Source organism: Lysinibacillus odysseyi 34hs-1 = NBRC 100172, from assembly GCF_001591965.1.
GTDB classification, from domain to species: Bacteria; Bacillota; Bacilli; order Bacillales_A; family Planococcaceae; genus Lysinibacillus_B; species Lysinibacillus_B odysseyi.
Genome location: NZ_BCVX01000005.1, coordinates 47771 through 62778, shown reverse-complemented (window position 1 = coordinate 62778; position 15008 = coordinate 47771). Strand labels below are relative to the sequence as shown.

16 protein-coding genes, 1 pseudogene and 1 other annotated feature are annotated in these 15008 nt (G+C 45.5%); of the genes and pseudogenes, 14 read left to right on the top strand and 3 right to left on the bottom strand.

Annotation, left to right across the window (positions count from 1 at the left end; translation table 11 throughout):
- Positions 1–57: 57 nt before the first annotated feature.
- The 9 genes and pseudogenes from BOD01S_RS23685 to BOD01S_RS09480 all read left to right on the top strand — a co-directional run bounded on the left by BOD01S_RS23685 (position 58) and on the right by BOD01S_RS09480 (position 8197).
- Positions 58–1032, top strand: a complete 975-nt coding sequence (locus BOD01S_RS23685) for a quinone oxidoreductase family protein (RefSeq protein ID WP_036154742.1) — start codon at positions 58–60, stop codon at positions 1030–1032.
- Between the two features lie 33 nt (positions 1033–1065).
- Positions 1066–2541: a carboxylesterase/lipase family protein gene (locus BOD01S_RS09515; protein ID WP_036154586.1), complete on the top strand. Its 1476-nt coding sequence runs from the start codon at positions 1066–1068 to the stop codon at positions 2539–2541.
- A gap of 145 nt (positions 2542–2686) precedes the next feature.
- Positions 2687–3462 (top strand): annotated as a pseudogene (locus BOD01S_RS09510) (glucose 1-dehydrogenase).
- Between the two features lie 52 nt (positions 3463–3514).
- Positions 3515–4690 carry an acyl-CoA dehydrogenase family protein gene (locus tag BOD01S_RS09505; RefSeq protein WP_036154588.1) on the top strand — a complete coding sequence of 392 codons (1176 nt, stop codon included), beginning with the start codon at positions 3515–3517 and terminating at the stop codon, positions 4688–4690.
- 16 nt (positions 4691–4706) lie between these two features.
- Complete coding sequence (fabG, locus tag BOD01S_RS09500; RefSeq protein ID WP_036154591.1) at positions 4707–5477, top strand: 3-oxoacyl-ACP reductase FabG; 771 nt, start codon at positions 4707–4709, stop codon at positions 5475–5477.
- 19 nt (positions 5478–5496) lie between these two features.
- Positions 5497–5946, top strand: a complete 450-nt coding sequence (locus BOD01S_RS09495) for a MaoC family dehydratase N-terminal domain-containing protein (RefSeq protein ID WP_036154593.1) — start codon at positions 5497–5499, stop codon at positions 5944–5946.
- Positions 5943–6362 (top strand): MaoC/PaaZ C-terminal domain-containing protein, encoded by a 420-nt coding sequence (locus BOD01S_RS09490; protein WP_036154595.1) that lies wholly within the window; start codon positions 5943–5945, stop codon positions 6360–6362. The genes BOD01S_RS09495 and BOD01S_RS09490 overlap by 4 nt, the downstream gene beginning before the upstream one ends.
- Before the next feature lie 36 nt (positions 6363–6398).
- Positions 6399–6830, top strand: coding sequence for an acyl-CoA thioesterase (locus BOD01S_RS09485; protein ID WP_052124837.1), 432 nt, complete (start codon positions 6399–6401; stop codon positions 6828–6830).
- 128 nt (positions 6831–6958) lie between these two features.
- Complete coding sequence (locus tag BOD01S_RS09480) at positions 6959–8197, top strand: DNA polymerase IV (RefSeq protein WP_036154597.1); 1239 nt, start codon at positions 6959–6961, stop codon at positions 8195–8197.
- Between the two features lie 45 nt (positions 8198–8242).
- Here the strand turns inward: BOD01S_RS09480 and BOD01S_RS09475 are convergent, their stop codons facing one another.
- A complete protein-coding gene (locus BOD01S_RS09475) occupies positions 8243–8776 on the bottom strand; it encodes a GNAT family N-acetyltransferase (RefSeq protein ID WP_036154599.1) in 534 nt (177 codons plus the stop codon).
- Positions 8777–8973: 197 nt separating this feature from the next.
- On the opposite strand from BOD01S_RS09475, the gene BOD01S_RS09470 reads away from it, so the two are divergent.
- Together BOD01S_RS09470 and BOD01S_RS09465 are read left to right on the top strand one after the other, a co-directional pair.
- Positions 8974–9732, top strand: a complete 759-nt coding sequence (locus tag BOD01S_RS09470; protein WP_052124838.1) for a MerR family transcriptional regulator — start codon at positions 8974–8976, stop codon at positions 9730–9732.
- Positions 9719–11470, top strand: coding sequence for an ABC transporter ATP-binding protein (locus BOD01S_RS09465; RefSeq protein WP_036154601.1), 1752 nt, complete (start codon positions 9719–9721; stop codon positions 11468–11470). The genes BOD01S_RS09470 and BOD01S_RS09465 overlap by 14 nt, the downstream gene beginning before the upstream one ends.
- Before the next feature lie 138 nt (positions 11471–11608).
- Here the strand turns inward: BOD01S_RS09465 and BOD01S_RS23260 are convergent, their stop codons facing one another.
- Positions 11609–11869 (bottom strand): hypothetical protein, encoded by a 261-nt coding sequence (locus tag BOD01S_RS23260; protein ID WP_169745611.1) that lies wholly within the window; start codon positions 11867–11869, stop codon positions 11609–11611.
- 135 nt (positions 11870–12004) lie between these two features.
- On the opposite strand from BOD01S_RS23260, the gene BOD01S_RS09455 reads away from it, so the two are divergent.
- The 3 genes from BOD01S_RS09455 (at position 12005) to BOD01S_RS09445 (ending at position 14215) form a co-directional block, all read left to right on the top strand.
- On the top strand, positions 12005–12805 hold the full coding sequence (locus BOD01S_RS09455) for an MBL fold metallo-hydrolase (RefSeq protein ID WP_036154604.1): 801 nt from the start codon (positions 12005–12007) through the stop codon (positions 12803–12805).
- Positions 12806–12844: 39 nt separating this feature from the next.
- Positions 12845–13558: a class I SAM-dependent methyltransferase gene (locus tag BOD01S_RS09450; RefSeq protein WP_036154606.1), complete on the top strand. Its 714-nt coding sequence runs from the start codon at positions 12845–12847 to the stop codon at positions 13556–13558.
- A gap of 111 nt (positions 13559–13669) precedes the next feature.
- Positions 13670–13816 (top strand) — a sequence feature (16S ribosomal RNA rRNA prediction is too short).
- A 90-nt stretch (positions 13817–13906) separates the two neighbouring features.
- Complete coding sequence (locus BOD01S_RS09445; protein ID WP_036154608.1) at positions 13907–14215, top strand: RNHCP domain-containing protein; 309 nt, start codon at positions 13907–13909, stop codon at positions 14213–14215.
- A gap of 149 nt (positions 14216–14364) precedes the next feature.
- Here the strand turns inward: BOD01S_RS09445 and BOD01S_RS09440 are convergent, their stop codons facing one another.
- Positions 14365–14868, bottom strand: coding sequence for a GNAT family N-acetyltransferase (locus tag BOD01S_RS09440; protein ID WP_036154610.1), 504 nt, complete (start codon positions 14866–14868; stop codon positions 14365–14367).
- Between the last annotated feature and the right edge of the window lie 140 nt (positions 14869–15008).

Here is a 15008-nt window from a genome sequence, read left to right as displayed (position 1 = left end):
AACAAGGTGCTAAATGAAGGAGGAATTCTAATGGAAACAATGCATTCAGTAAAAACAATGAAGTGTATTCAATTTACAGAGTATGGCGGGCCGGAAGTGTTGCAGTGGATTGAAATGGATGTACCGGTAGTCGGCGAGCGTGAAGTTCTCGTAGAAGTGAAAGCGATCGGTGTGAACTATGCCGATACGGCAAGACGGGAAGGGAAATATGTTGTACCGACAAAACTGCCGTTCATTCCGGGATCTGAAATCGCAGGTATAGTCGTTGCCGTAGGAAAAGAAGTCACGAGGTTTTCCCCTGGCATGCGCGTTGTCTCCATGATCGAGTCAGGCGCATATGCAGAGTATGCAAGCGTCCACGAAATGGCGCTGTCTGAGGTGCCGGAAGGGGTCTCTTTTACAGATGCTGTTGCACTGCCGCTTCAAGGGCAGACGGCTTATCACATTTTAACAACAATGGGGCGGCTGGAAAAGGGAGAAACCGTCCTTGTGCATGCGGCTGCAGGAGGTGTCGGGGCACTTTCTGTTCAACTGGCTAAATTGTTGGGGGCAGGAAAAATCATTGCTACTGCCAGCTCAGAGGAAAAGCTTGCACACGCAAAAGAACTAGGTGCAGATGAATTAGTGAATTATACAAAGCCTGGCTGGGAACAGCAAGTTCGTGAGCTGACAGGCGGAAAAGGGGTCGATGTAGCACTGGAGATGGTTGGGGGAGAAGTTTTCCAAAAAACATTGAAGTGCCTCGCTCCGTTTGGTCGCCTTGTCGTCTTCGGTGCAGCAAGCGGTGAGGATTCGCCGATGCTGGCAGGCCAGCTGATGCGGAGAAATCATTCTGTCATTGGGTTCTTCCTTCCTCAAATCATGGCGAAGCAGGAGCTGTACCAGCGCAGTATGAAAGAATTGCTGCATTATGTGGAAAATGGGGAACTTAAGCTGACTATTGGCGGCGTTTATCAACTGGAGGAGGCAGCAGAAGTTCACCGGCTTCTGCAGGGCAGAAAGACAATAGGCAAGCTTGTGCTTGTACCGTAGCAAATCCTAATTCAAAACAAAGGGGAAATGGATATGTCGACAACAGTCGTACAAACCAAGTATGGACAAGTAAAAGGCGAACAGGCTGGTGAGGTCTCTGTATGGAAAGGCATTCCTTATGCGAAGGCCGAGCGTTTTCAGCCTCCGCAAAAACCGGATGCCTGGGAGGGGATCTATGAGGCAGTGCAGTTTGGTGCAGCCGCCGTGCAGCCTCAAAGCGAGGTTATGGGCTTTTTAGGTGCGGCCATAAAGGAAGAAGATACAAATGAAGCATGTCATTACTTGAATATCTGGTCTCCTGCAGCGGATGAAAGAAAAAGGCCGGTCATGGTATGGATACATGGCGGTGCCTTCTTAAATGGGGCAGGATCTACTCCTTCCTATGATGGTACTTCGTTTGCCGCCAACCATGATGTAGTAGTAGTGACTATTAACTACCGGCTAGGTGTATTTGGTTTCTTGCATTTAGGCAGCATTGATGAGCAGAAGTATGCCGGTTCCGGTAATTGCGGTATTTTAGATCAAATTGCCGCACTGGAATGGGTGAAGGAAAATATTGAAGGTTTCGGCGGCGATCCGAATAATATTACGATTTTTGGAGAATCTGCCGGCGCGATGAGTGTGGGTATTTTGCTGACGCTCCCAAATGCAAAGCCGCTGTTCCAAAAAGCGATTTTACAAAGCGGCGCTGGTCGTAACGTTTTAAGTGCGGTCGTTGCCGGACAGGTGTGCAAAGGAATTTTAGCTAATCTTGAAATCGGTACAGACGATTTGGTAAAACTTCAGGAGTTATCTGCGGCGGAACTGCTTGAGGCTTCTAAACATGTCCCACCTATGATGCTAGGGCCGGTTGTGGATGGGGTCGTCATCCATGAGCCTCCGGAAGCAGCGCTAGGAAAGGGTGTATGCAGAGATATCACCGTTTTGATTGGGACAAACAAAGATGAATACAATCTTTATTCCATCCTCGATACATCGTTAGATCAGCTGGATGACGAAGGAATCGAACAGCGGCTGGAGCATGCGCTGCCTGGGAAATGGCCGCATATTGCGCCGCACCTGCAAAATCGGCCATTGAATCGTGAGCTTATTGAGCAGATGATGACATTTGATATCTTTACAGCCCCTGCAATTTATTTGGCGGAGGAGCAGGCAAAACATGGCGGAGAGGTGTGGATGTACCGGTTCGATTGGGAGACGCCTATCTTGAACGGCAGTCTAAAATCCTGTCACGCCCTTGAAATTCCCTTTGTATGGAACACCGCCGGAAGAGGAGCAGAATCTTTATTAGGAAGTGCTCCGAATCAGGAGCTGTCAGACCGTATGCACAAAGCGTGGGCTGCATTTGCCAAATACGGCGATCCGAACATCGAAGAATTACCGGCATGGCCTGCGTATCAAGAAAAAAATAGGGCAACGATGCTATTTAACCAAGATTGCAAGATAGTAAATGATCCACAGCGTGAGCTTCGCCTACTATGGTCTGCCGGTGAAGTAAGCACCCAATAGCAATAAGAATACGAAAGGGGCCGTCAATACGACCATTTGGATAAAAAGACGGCCTCCTTTTTAAAAAAGGAAACAAGTAGTCTGTAACAGCTGGTGCTCTTTATTAAATGACTGGTTAGTATTAAAAAGGTGAGGATGTGAACTGATGGAGCTATCTTATTTTGATCTGACGGGACGTACAGCGCTTGTTACAGGGGGAGGAACCGGTCTTGGGAGGGATATTGCCGATGTGCTGGCCCAATACGGAGCCAATATTGCGGTTTGTTCCCGAAAGCTGGAACCTTGCCGCCGAACGGCAGCAGAAATCGAAACCCGGTATGGCGTAGAGGCAAGAGGCTATGAATGTGACGTGAGTTCAGAAGAGCAGGTAGAAAAGACAGTGAAGCAAGTACTGGAGGATTTTGAACGGGTCGATATTTTAGTAAACAACAGCGGAGCGACATGGGGAGAAAAAGTAGAGGATATGCCGCTGGAAGCATGGGAGAAGGTAATTGGTGTAAATGTGACGGGCACATTTTTAATGACAAAGGCAATTGGCAGACAGATGATCGATCATGGCTACGGGAAAATTATTAATATTGGCTCGATTGCGGGTTTAAGAGCGGAGCCAGGCAAAGTACTGAATGCCATTGGTTACAGCACAAGTAAGGCAGCAGTACATCATTTCACCCGTGACCTTGCACGAAAATGGGCTGAGCACGGTATTACGGTCAATGCGATAGCCCCCGGTTTTTTCGAAACAAAAATGACAAGCCATGTAATCGAACAAAACCGTGACTACCTTGCCCAAAGCAATCCAATGGGTAAAATCGGGGACCCGGATTCGTTGAAGGGAAGGGAGCTGCTCTGTTTCTAGCAAGCCGTGCGAGCGATTTTATTACAGGCCAGGTCATAGCTGTGGATGGCGGCAGTTCTTTATAACAAGAAAATCACGCTAAATAAGAAAGATCACTAATGAAAATGGGGTGTCTATATGCATTTACGATTGACCGAAGAGCAAAAATTAGTACAGCAAACAATCCGCAAGTTTGTGAAGGAAGAACTTATGCCGCTGGAAAATGAAGTGCTGAAAAACGAACGGGAGGGTAAGCCAAGCCTTTCGAAAGAAAAGGTTCAGGAGCTAAGGCAAAAGGCAAAGGAATTTGGCTTCTGGGGTATCAATACACCGGAGGAATACGGCGGTGCCAATTTAGGGCAAATGATGCTCGCCATTGTGCTGATGGAGCTTTCAAAAACCTTTGTGCCATTTTCATTCGGGGGTTCGGCAGATAATATCCTCTATTACGGCAATGAGGAGCAAAAGAAAAAATACTTACTCCCGACAATCAACGGGGAGAAAAAATCATGCTTTGCAATGACTGAGCCAAATGCAGGCTCTGATACGCGCAATATTAAAATGACAGCGGTAAAAGACGGCGAGGAGTGGGTCCTGAACGGAGAAAAAACCTTCATTACCGGCGGGAACGAAGCAGATTTTGTGATGGCTATCGCGGTGACGGACAAAGAGCTTCATGACAAGACAGGCACACAAGGTGTTACATGCTTCATCGTTGACCGGGACATGGGCTGGAAGTCTGAATATATCGATACGATGGGAGAATGGGGGCCGGCAAGCCTCATTTTCGATAATGTCCGTGTACCGGAGGAGAATATTTTAGGGGAGCTTCATAAAGGATATAATCTGGGACTGGAATGGATCGGCTTTGCGAGATGGGTTGTCGGTGCCCAAGCTGTTGGAATGGCAGAACGCCTGCTGCAGATGGCCATCGACTATGCCAAAGAAAGAGAAACATTCGGCAGACCCATTGCTGACCGCCAGGCAATTCAGTGGATGATTGCCGACTCTGCTGTAGAAATTGAAGCGGCCAAGTGGCTTGTCCTGAATGCGACCTTTACGCTTGATCAGGGCGAGGATAACCGCCATCTTGCATCCATCGCTAAATTATACGGCGCTAATATGGGCAACCGTGTTGTGGACCGTGTACTGCAGATTCACGGTGGGATGGGCTATACGCGTGAGCTGCCGATTGAACGCTGGTACCGGGAGGCAAGGCTGTGGCGAATCTATGACGGGACAGATGAAATTCAGCGTATGATTATTTCAAGGAATCTATTAAAAGGACATGTCAAGGTAGGACAGTTTATTTGATTGGGAGGAAATAGAAATGACAGCAGGCAAAAGATTTGAAGGAAAAACGGCATTTGTTACAGGGGGAAGCCGAGGCATTGGCAAGGCAATCGCCGAGCAGTTCGCAATGGAAGGAGCGAATGTCGCGATTATTGACGTAAATGAGGAGGCACTGAATGAAGCGGCTGCACAATTTACCGAAGTAGGCTATTCAGCCTATACGAAAACGGCGAGCGTAACGAATCGTGAAGAGGTCGAGCAGGCGATGAAAGAAGTATATGAAAAATTCGGCTCCATTGATATTTTAGTAAACAATGCAGGCGTCATCCGCGATAATATGCTGTTTAAAATGACAGATGAGGACTGGCTGACAGTGATGGATGTACATCTGAAGGGGGCGTTCTATGCATCACGCGCGGCACAGGTGTATATGACACAGCAGAAATACGGCCGCATTATTAATCTGTCCTCTACATCAGCACTTGGCAACCGCGGCCAGGCAAACTATGCAACAGCAAAGGCGGGCCTGCAAGGATTTACGAAGACACTCGCTATCGAGCTTGGTAAATACGGCATTACGGTAAACGCCGTGGCACCGGGATTCATCGAAACAGATATGACAAAGGCGACAGCAGAGAGAATGGGCATAACATTCGAACAAATGAAAGATGCAATGGTCAGCACGATTCCAGTCGGACGCAGCGGAAAGCCTGAGGATATCGCCAACGCTGTTCTATTCTTCGCGGATGAGCAGTCATCATTTGTCAGCGGTCAAGTACTGTATGTGGCGGGCGGACCGAAAAACTAATCGTAAAGGAGTGCTGTTCATGTTTAAAGAGCTGATTGGCAAACGTTCTGCTCCGTCGAAAAATGTGATAGAAAGAGGTGCGGTGAAGAAGTTTGCAGAAGCAATCAATGACCCTGCCCCGATTTATATTGATGAAAAGGCAGGAAAAGCATCACGGTATGGGCGTAATATTGCCCCGCCGACGTTTCCGATTACCCTTGAGTACGGAGCGATTGAGGAGCTGGTGCTGCCCACAAAAGGGCTCATACACGGGGAGCAGAAGTTCCATTATAAGCGGCCTCTTTTTGTAGGAGAAGAAGTATACGGTGTGACGGAAATCAAAAATTACTATGAGCGGACAGGCTCTTTCGGGAAGATGGGCTTTCTTGTTATTGAACGCCAAGGAACAGATGCACAAGGAGAGCTGATCTTTACAGAAGAGCAAATCATTATCATTAATGAAGCTGCAAGAAAGGGGATGCCGGTATGACAGCAATGACAGAGATAAAAGTCGGAGAGTCATTAGAACAGATGCAGATGCCCCCGGTCACACGGCTGGATTTAATCAAATATGCTGGAGCATCGGGGGATTTCAATCCGATTCATACAATTGACGAGGAAGCGACAAATGCCGGACTGCCGGGCATTATCGCACATGGCATGTGGACGATGGGCAACCTGGCAAAGCTGTTCACCCCTTATGTGGAGGATGGGTTTATCGAGGATTATGCAATTCGTTTCCGAAACATGGTATTTATCGATGATGTCCTGACATTACAGGCAGTCCTTTACAAGGAAGAAGAAAACAAAAGGGAATTCAAGGTAGCAGTTGTTAACCAGAAGGGCCAGGAAGTGGTAAACGGGACTGTTGTATTCCGTATGTACGAGGTGGGAATGGCCGGGTAAGCAGCATACAAAAATGATCTGAAGGGGGCTGAAGGAATGAAGACTATTCCAGATGTAGACGTATATGTTCGCTTTTGTGAAACAGATGCAGGGGGACATGTCAGTAATACGAGCTATTTCTGCTATTTAGAAGAAGCGCGTACGAAATTCTTCACAGACATTCATTTCGGCTTTGAGCAGGCAAACGAGGAACGCAGCTTCATTTTAGCGAGAACGGAATGTGATTTCATCGCTCAGGCATATGCAGCGCAAACATTAACAGTTAAAAGCTGGATAGAACATATCGGAACGAAAAGCTTCACTCTTCTTCATGAAATCTATGAAAAGAAGACGGATACTTTACTTGCAAGAGGACGGGCGGTTGTTGTGTGCTTCAATTTCATCGAGCAGCGGTCGGTTGGCATTTTCCCGGAGCTGCGCCGCACACTGCGAGAATATATTGACACAGGCTCTGCGCAGGAAGTATAACATTTTTTTCAGCGGGCGAAAAAGCTTTATTGTAAGGGTTTGCTTACAGTAAAGCTTTTTTACGTGTAGTGCTATAATAATAAAAAAGGACGTTGTACATAGAAAGCGTAGTCTGTTGGAGGTGCATGATGGAAAATAAAGCGAGAGTCATCCTGCATATTGATATGAATAGTTTTTATGCTTCTGTGGAACAGGTGCATGACCCGTCGCTTAAAGGGAAACCGCTCGCCATCGCTGGTAACCCGAAGGAAAGACGCGGCATTATTGTCACGTGCAGCTATGAGGCGAGAGCATACGGCATCTATACGACAATGCTCATCCCGGAGGCAAAAAAGCTATGTCCCGAGCTTATCATTATTCCGCCGAACTTCGACCGCTACCGGGCAGCATCTCATGCATTTTTTTCCTTGCTGAAGGAATATAGTGAGATTCTTGAACCCGTGTCGATTGATGAGGGATATCTTGACATTACAGAGCTCTCGAAAACTCGCCATGCGATGGAAGTTGTGAAGGAAATCCAGGAACGGATCTACAACGAGCTGTCACTGCCATGCTCGATCGGTGTTGCCCCGAACAAGTTTCTTGCCAAAACAGCGAGCGATATGAAAAAGCCGATGGGTATTACCGTACTGAGAAAACGGGACGTACCGGAGCTGCTTTGGCCGCTTGATGTCATTACGATGCATGGTGTCGGAAAAAAGACGGCAGAAAAGCTGAACAGTATCGGGATTTTTACCATCGAACAGCTGGCAAAGGCGGAGAGCCATTTGTTGAAAACGACTTTCGGCATTAACGGGGAAAGGATGAAGCAGAAGGCAAATGGTAACGACCAGCGCTTGGTAGACCCGGAATCCATTTACGATACGAAAAGCGTCGGCAATTCAACGACACTGCCTTATGATGTGACCGAACCTAAGGAGATAGAGGATGTTCTCTATACCCTTTCAGAAAAAGTTAGTAACCGCCTGAAGGGAAAAGGGCTGGTCGGGACAACAATTAGCACGCAGATCAGATACAACGACTGGAAAAACCAAACGAACAGCCGGACAATCAATAACGGCACAGATGAAACAGGGAAAATTTTTGATATTGCCAGAGACCTCGTAATGGAACATTGGAAGGAAAAGCCCGTACGTCTGCTTGGGGTAACAGTCGGCAATGTTATCGACAAGACAGACCGCACCGAGCAGCTGTCCATCTTTAGTTTCGAACAGCATCTGAAGGACGAGCCGATCGTCAATGTCATGAGCCAGCTGGAACGTAAATTCGGTGAAGGCATTATCCAGCGCGGGGTAAAAGGAAAAAGACCGGGGAAATACCAGGCCAACACAAGCTTCAGCAAGGACTTTCTGGATGATTTTAAATAAGGGAAAAGCAGCCTTCCATCCGGTCAAACGATGGGAGGCTGCTGGTTATCTGCTGTTTTTAAGAAGGGAATAAACATACGTATCATACGCAATGTCATTTTGGACCATATAGTCCCGTAGTACACCTTCTCTTTCGAATCCCAGCTTTTTCAAAAGCAGATTGGAGGCATCATTTTCCGTAAAGACGACGGCACCGATGCGGGAAAGGCTAAGCTCATGAAAACCATATTGAAGAATGCCTTTTACAGCTTCTGATATATACCCTTTCCGCCAGTGGTCAGGATGGATTTCATAGCCGATTTCTGCCCGCTTATGTTTAGGGGAAAGAGCATGGAACCCGACAGTGCCGATGAGCCCTTCCGTTCCTTTCCTTTCGATTCCCCAGCGGATTCCCTTGTTTTCTTTGTAGTTTGAAGAGAAGAGTTGAATCAATGCTTCCGCCTCTGCCATATCTGTAAATGCTTCCTGGCCATAATGCTTTAGTAATTCCTCATTTGAAAAGCAGCTAAAGATGGCCTCTTTATCATGCTGTGTGATTTCCCGTAAAATCAGTCTTTCCGTTTCAAGTATAGGAAACATCCGCTTTCCTCCTCTTTATTTTCAATAATTCCAAAATACCATATTATAAGCGTTATTTGTTGGAAGATTTATAATATAGTAGAAAAATAAATAATATACACTGATTTATAACGTTATTTATTGTATTCTTTTTGTTGCTTCTCACGTAACGTGAGATTCTATAATGGACATATCAACGAAAAAGAAGGGGATCAACTATGTATGCAATCGGTGCATTTTTAAAAAAGACAGGTGTTACAATCAGGACGCTCCGCTACTATGACGAGAAGAACCTGCTGAAGGCTTCCTACGTATCGGAAAGCGGGCGCAGGTATTATAAGGATGAAGATATCATTACGCTGCAGAAAATTATGACATTAAAATTCCTTGGTTACTCGCTGGAGGACATCGAGACATTCATCGATGAGAATGATTGGAATCTTCACACATCGCTTTTGTACCAGAAAGAACAGCTGGAGAGAAAGAAAGAGCAGATTGAACAGACCATCCGTACACTCGATTATGCAGTTAAGCTATCAGAAGATGGGGAAGCGGTCGAGTCCGATGTCTTTCTCGCGCTCATTCAAAACCTGCGGATGGAAAATGAACAGAAGGACTGGCTGAAGAATGTGCTGCCCGAGGATATCGTCGAAGAGCTGTATGACTATAATCCGGAGGAAATAGCAGAGGTTAACCGCAAGTTTATAAAGATTACGAGGCAGCTGAAGCAGGCGTTTCAGAACAAGGCAACGGATAAAGAGCTGGAAGGCATCTTACTGCAGTTCATCGATATGGTCCCGCCAGGTTTGATGGAGAAGGTGGTGGAAGCAACACGAGGGACTGATATCCAGCTCGATGAAGTCCTTTTTCCATCGCCATTCACTCCGGAGGAAGATGCCTGGATTGACGAAGTCGTTAAACGGCTGAATCTGATGTCAACTGAAGTAGAAGGGAGCAGAGAAAATGGAGAAGCCTAAATTTCAGCCAGGGAAATTATTCCGCTTAATAAAGGAGGCGCATCCTCCGAAAGGAAGAATTGGTTTTGCCTTTTTCATCGGTATATTAGAAACTGTTGCGGGACTGCTTGTACCGCTCGTGACGATGCAGATGATTAACGGCTTTTCAGAGGGGGGCCTTTCCTACAAACTAATAGCAGTTGCCGCACTGGCGCTTTTTGGGCAGGCAGTGCTCTCTGGATTCGCCTTCTATCTCATGACATCTATTGGAGAGGGAATTGTTGCTTCAATCCGCACCCGTATTTGGGGGCATGTACTGAAACTGCGAATGCCGTATTTTGATGAACATGAATCCGGGGAGACGATGAGCCGGATCACACAGGATACAAATGTCGTGAAGGAATTGATCACCCAGCATCTAATTAGCTTTGTGACAGGTCTATTATCGATTATCGGCTCTGTCGTCATCCTATTCGTTATTGACTGGAAGATGACATTGCTTATGCTGATTGCTGTACCGCTGACAGTCTTAACAATGCTGCCGTTAGGAAGCAAAATGCATGCAGTGGCACTGGCAAACCAGGATGAGCTGGCACGTTTTACAGGCAGTATGGGTCGTGTGCTGGGGAATATCCGGATGGTAAAGGCATATCAGGCTGAGAACATGGAAATAGAAAAAGGCAAAGGCCAGATTCGGCAGCTGTATCGCTACGGGTTGAAGGAAGCAAAAATTATGGCGATTCTTTCACCGATTATGACCTTCGTCATGATGATTGTACTGATTTTACTATTCGGCTATGGCGGTGCACAGGTGGCAACAGGCGGAATTTCTGCCGGAGCACTTGTGGCGATCATGATTTACCTTATCCAGATTATCGTACCGTTTACACAGATGGCAACGTTTTTCACTGCCTTCCAAAAGGCACTTGGTGCGACTGAACGCCTGCATGAGCTGCTCGCTTTACCTATTGAAAAAAGCGGGAAACAACCGCTTGCATCTACAGAGCAGGATATCGTGTTTGAAGGCGTCCGCTTCCAATACGGTGAAAAGCCGGTGTTACAGGATTTATCCGTCCTGCTGCCGAAGGGAAGAACGACTGCCTTGGTTGGGGCAAGCGGCGGCGGGAAGACGACATTGTTTTCCGTACTGGAACGGTTTTATGATATAACAGAAGGCACAGTCCGTTTCGGCGGGCAGCCGATTGATGAAATAGAGCTTACCGAGTGGCGTTCTTTATTCGGCTACGTTTCCCAGGAAAGTCCGATTATGAACGGCACAGTCAGGGACAATATAGCGTATGGCAAAGAGCATTGTACAGATGAGGAAGTAATCGAGGCGCTGAAGCAGGCAAATGCGTGGTCATTCGTCGAGCGTTTCGAGCAAAAGCTTGATGAACAGGTTGGGGAAGGTGGCATGAAGCTGTCAGGCGGCCAAAGACAGCGTCTGGCGATAGCACGTGCCATTCTGCGAAATCCGAAAATCCTCCTTCTTGATGAAGCAACATCAAACCTCGACAATGAATCCGAACATGCGGTTCAGGAGGCACTGACACGGCTGATGAAAGATCGAACGACTATCCTGATCGCCCATCGTCTGTCGACAATCAAGCACGCCGACCAAATCCTCGTATTGGAAAACGGCCGGATCACAGGCAGCGGTACCCATGAAGAACTGATGGCTGACCACGCGTATTATCAAAAGCTGCAGCAGCTTTCAGAAGGGCATCATGGGGAGAATGACTCTATGATGCAAACATAATAAAAATAGATATTGGAGAAGGCAGCATTAATCGGGAATACGTGCTGCCTTCTTTTTTAATTTTACTAAAAAGCTCAGATGCCGGATAACGATGGCATTCTCTTTTTTTCATATTTTCCTGGTATCACTCTGCCTCCATTATGGCTGAGCTTCTCCATAGGTCTTATTGGACATTATAAGAAATAGGATATACAGCATTAGGGCAAGTCCTGTGACAGGCAGGTGGAAGTACCAGATTCCCCCAAATAGCAGCAATTTCGTTATTGGATAGCTTATTACTAAAGTGAGTATGCCCCCTACTATATAAATTAGGGATAGTGGTGATTGGAAGAACTTAAGAAACATTTTATAAAGCAAGAAGCCGCCAATCGCACTGATAAAAACCGCTAAAATAAACATATAGAAAATAGTTATATACATGGTGAAAACCCGCTCCTTTTATTTGGTATAATAGATCTTATAAGAGTATTTTTAACTATTTGGTACCCCTTCTTTGTTTGCGAGTTATGGTTCCAAAGGAAAAGGAGATTCTAGATGATTCAATTCAAAAATGATTTTCTTACAGTGTTCGAAAGCTCCTTATATAAAACTACCACAGCCGTTGTCGAAACGAGCGATGCGATTATTATGACGGATCCTAACTGGCTGCCTGTAGAAATCGAGACAATTAAACGATACATAGATCAACATTTAGGAAATAGACAGCTTTATATTATTTATACACATAGCGATTTTGACCATATTATCGGCGCGGGAGCCTTTCCGGACGCAGCTGTCATCGCTTCTGAGAAGCTTGCTGATCAACCACATAAAAAGGAAATCATGCAGAAGATTAAAAGCTTTGATGAACGATATTATATAACCCGGAATTATACACCCGAGTATCCTTCAGTGGATGTTGCTGTTTCACATGATGGACAGACATTGGAGCTGGAATCAATAACGTTAACATTTTATTTAGCACCCGGTCATACAGCTGACGGCATTTTCACTGTAATTGAGCCACACGGCATATTTCTTTCCGGAGACTATTTGTCAGATGTAGAGTTTCCATTCATTTTCAGCGGCTATGACGACTATGTAGAAACGGTAAAGAAAACAAAATATATTTGGCAGAACCATTCCATCAAAATTCATATTCCTGGGCACGGTACTGCTACAGATAATCAGCACGAAATAGAAAAGAGAATCAATGAATCAGACTATTATCTAACGGAGCTTCCTCGTGACGAAGGAGCTTTAGAAAAGTATTTAAGTGAGACTTACTGGCATTATGAAAGCATGAAAAGCATCCACGCAGACAATAAGAAGATGGCTCAGGCAGCAATGAAATAAAGGAGTTTCAAAAATGGACGGGGAGAAGGGGAGAAAGAAATGCTTGTGAAATCAAATGAAGAACTGCTGACTATGCTGGATAGTTTATTGCGGGAGCCGCAGGATTTTTGGAATGAGTTCTATCAAAATCAGTCAAAGCCAGTTCCTTTTTTCGTCAACAAGCCTGACGAAAATATAGTCAGCTACTTTAAAAATAAACAAATCCAGGCAGGTAACGTGCTGGAGCTGGGCTGCGGAGCGGGAAGAAATGCTATTTATCTTGCCAAACAGGGCTGTTCGGTTGTCGGCGTGGACCTGTCGGAAAAGGCATTGGAATGGGCAAAGCAGCGTACGCAAGGAACAAATCTATCTATTGAATGGATTTGTGCCAATATTTTTGAATTGGATTTACCGGAAAACAGCTTTGATTTTATATATGATTCAGGGTGTTTCCATCATATTGCCCCTCATCGCCGAAGTACCTATCTGAAATTGATCCAAAAATTAGTGAAGCCTAATGGCTATTTTGCCTTATGCTCATTTGAAAGAGGGGGTCCATATGGCGGCTCAGCGATATCGGATGAAGAAGTATATAAAAAACGAAGTTTAGACGGCGGCCTGGGCTATACAAAAGAAACCTTACAGGACATTTTTCAGGCGTGGAAGGCAATTGAGGTACGGAATATGAAGGCGATGTCCGCGGAAGATGACTATTTTGGCCTGGATGGTTTTTTAGTCGGATTGTTTCAAAAGACAGAAAATAATTTGGTATAATCAGTAAGATAGCATGAACTCACAAAAGGAGCGTAAGTATTGAAAAAACCTCTTATTCTTTCAATTGTTCGTTAGGGGACGAATGCCAAAGTCAGTGATCGTAAGTGAGCACCTACTCGTGGAAGGTGGAGCAGTCCGTCTTACAGTGGTTGATACAGTAGACAAAATCAATCGAGGTTCGGAACAGGGGATGAAAGAGGCCTCTGTGAAGCAGGAACGAGAAGTAATCGCCTTGTAGAGCGGGGCGGTGAATCGGTCAATCCTTAGGAAAGCCTGATACTGCGGATGCAGAAAAACAAAACGGAACCCTTTCTCCATAGATGAAACTACATCTTGGAGGAAGAACAATTGAGCAGAACAACAGAAAATACAGCATTTCAATGTGAAAACTGCGGCGCAGCCGTAACACCTTTAAATAATGGGAGCTTCCGCAACCACTGTCCGGAATGTCTCTATTCAAAGCATCTCGATATTTCCCCGGGTGACCGGGCAAACAGCTGCCATGGGTTGATGAAGCCGGTGGCAATCGATTATTCATCTAAAAAAGGATATCAACTGATTCACGAATGCACGATCTGTCATCAAATCAGCCGCAATAAGGTAGCTGTGGACTGTATGCAGGAAGACCAGTTTATCCGATTTATGCAAACGAATTAGTAAGTCTATCATGCTATTATGCAGGCCTGCCGTAAACACTTGGCAAGCCTGTATTTTGTTATTCAATGATTAACAGCAATCCTATCTGGAAAACTGTGTGATATTCCTGTTCAATCGCAAAAGTAGAACCCCTGCCTGAATTTCAGGCTTCATTCAAGCTCATAATAGAGCTCTTCCTGCTGGGTATCATCGAACCATTTCATCCCTTTAGCTGTCATCCCGATTTTAGAAAGAACCTTGCTTGAGGACGGATTATTAGGATCGACAGATGCCTTGATTTTCTTAATATCCGACTTGCGGTCTTTCAAATCCTTTACACATGCGGATGCTGCCTCTGTTGCATACCCCTTGCCCCAATAGTTTGGATGTAAATGATAGATTAGTTCAGCCTCATTTTCATTATCAGATGGATTAAACCCGCATACACCGATAATACGCGAGTTTTCTTTCAGTAAAACAGTATAGACCGAGTATCCTTTTTCCTCATATAACCGCTGGTAGGATTCAATTGAACGGCTGATTTTCTCCGTTGTACTCGGCCCTCCTGAATATTGCATCACCTGCGTATCACCCCAAATAAGAGTGATGTCCTCTAAATCCTCTGCTTGCATAGTACGAAGGGTAAGCTGCTTCGTTTCAAAGAAATATGGCATAAAAGAACCTCCCTTCCTACATAATTTTTATCTCAACGCTACATTTTAAGTACCGTAACTACCTCACGTAACCTTTATATACGAGAGAAGAGAAAGCCGGGTTTCAAAAAAGTGGAACTTTTAGAAACTTATAATATTAA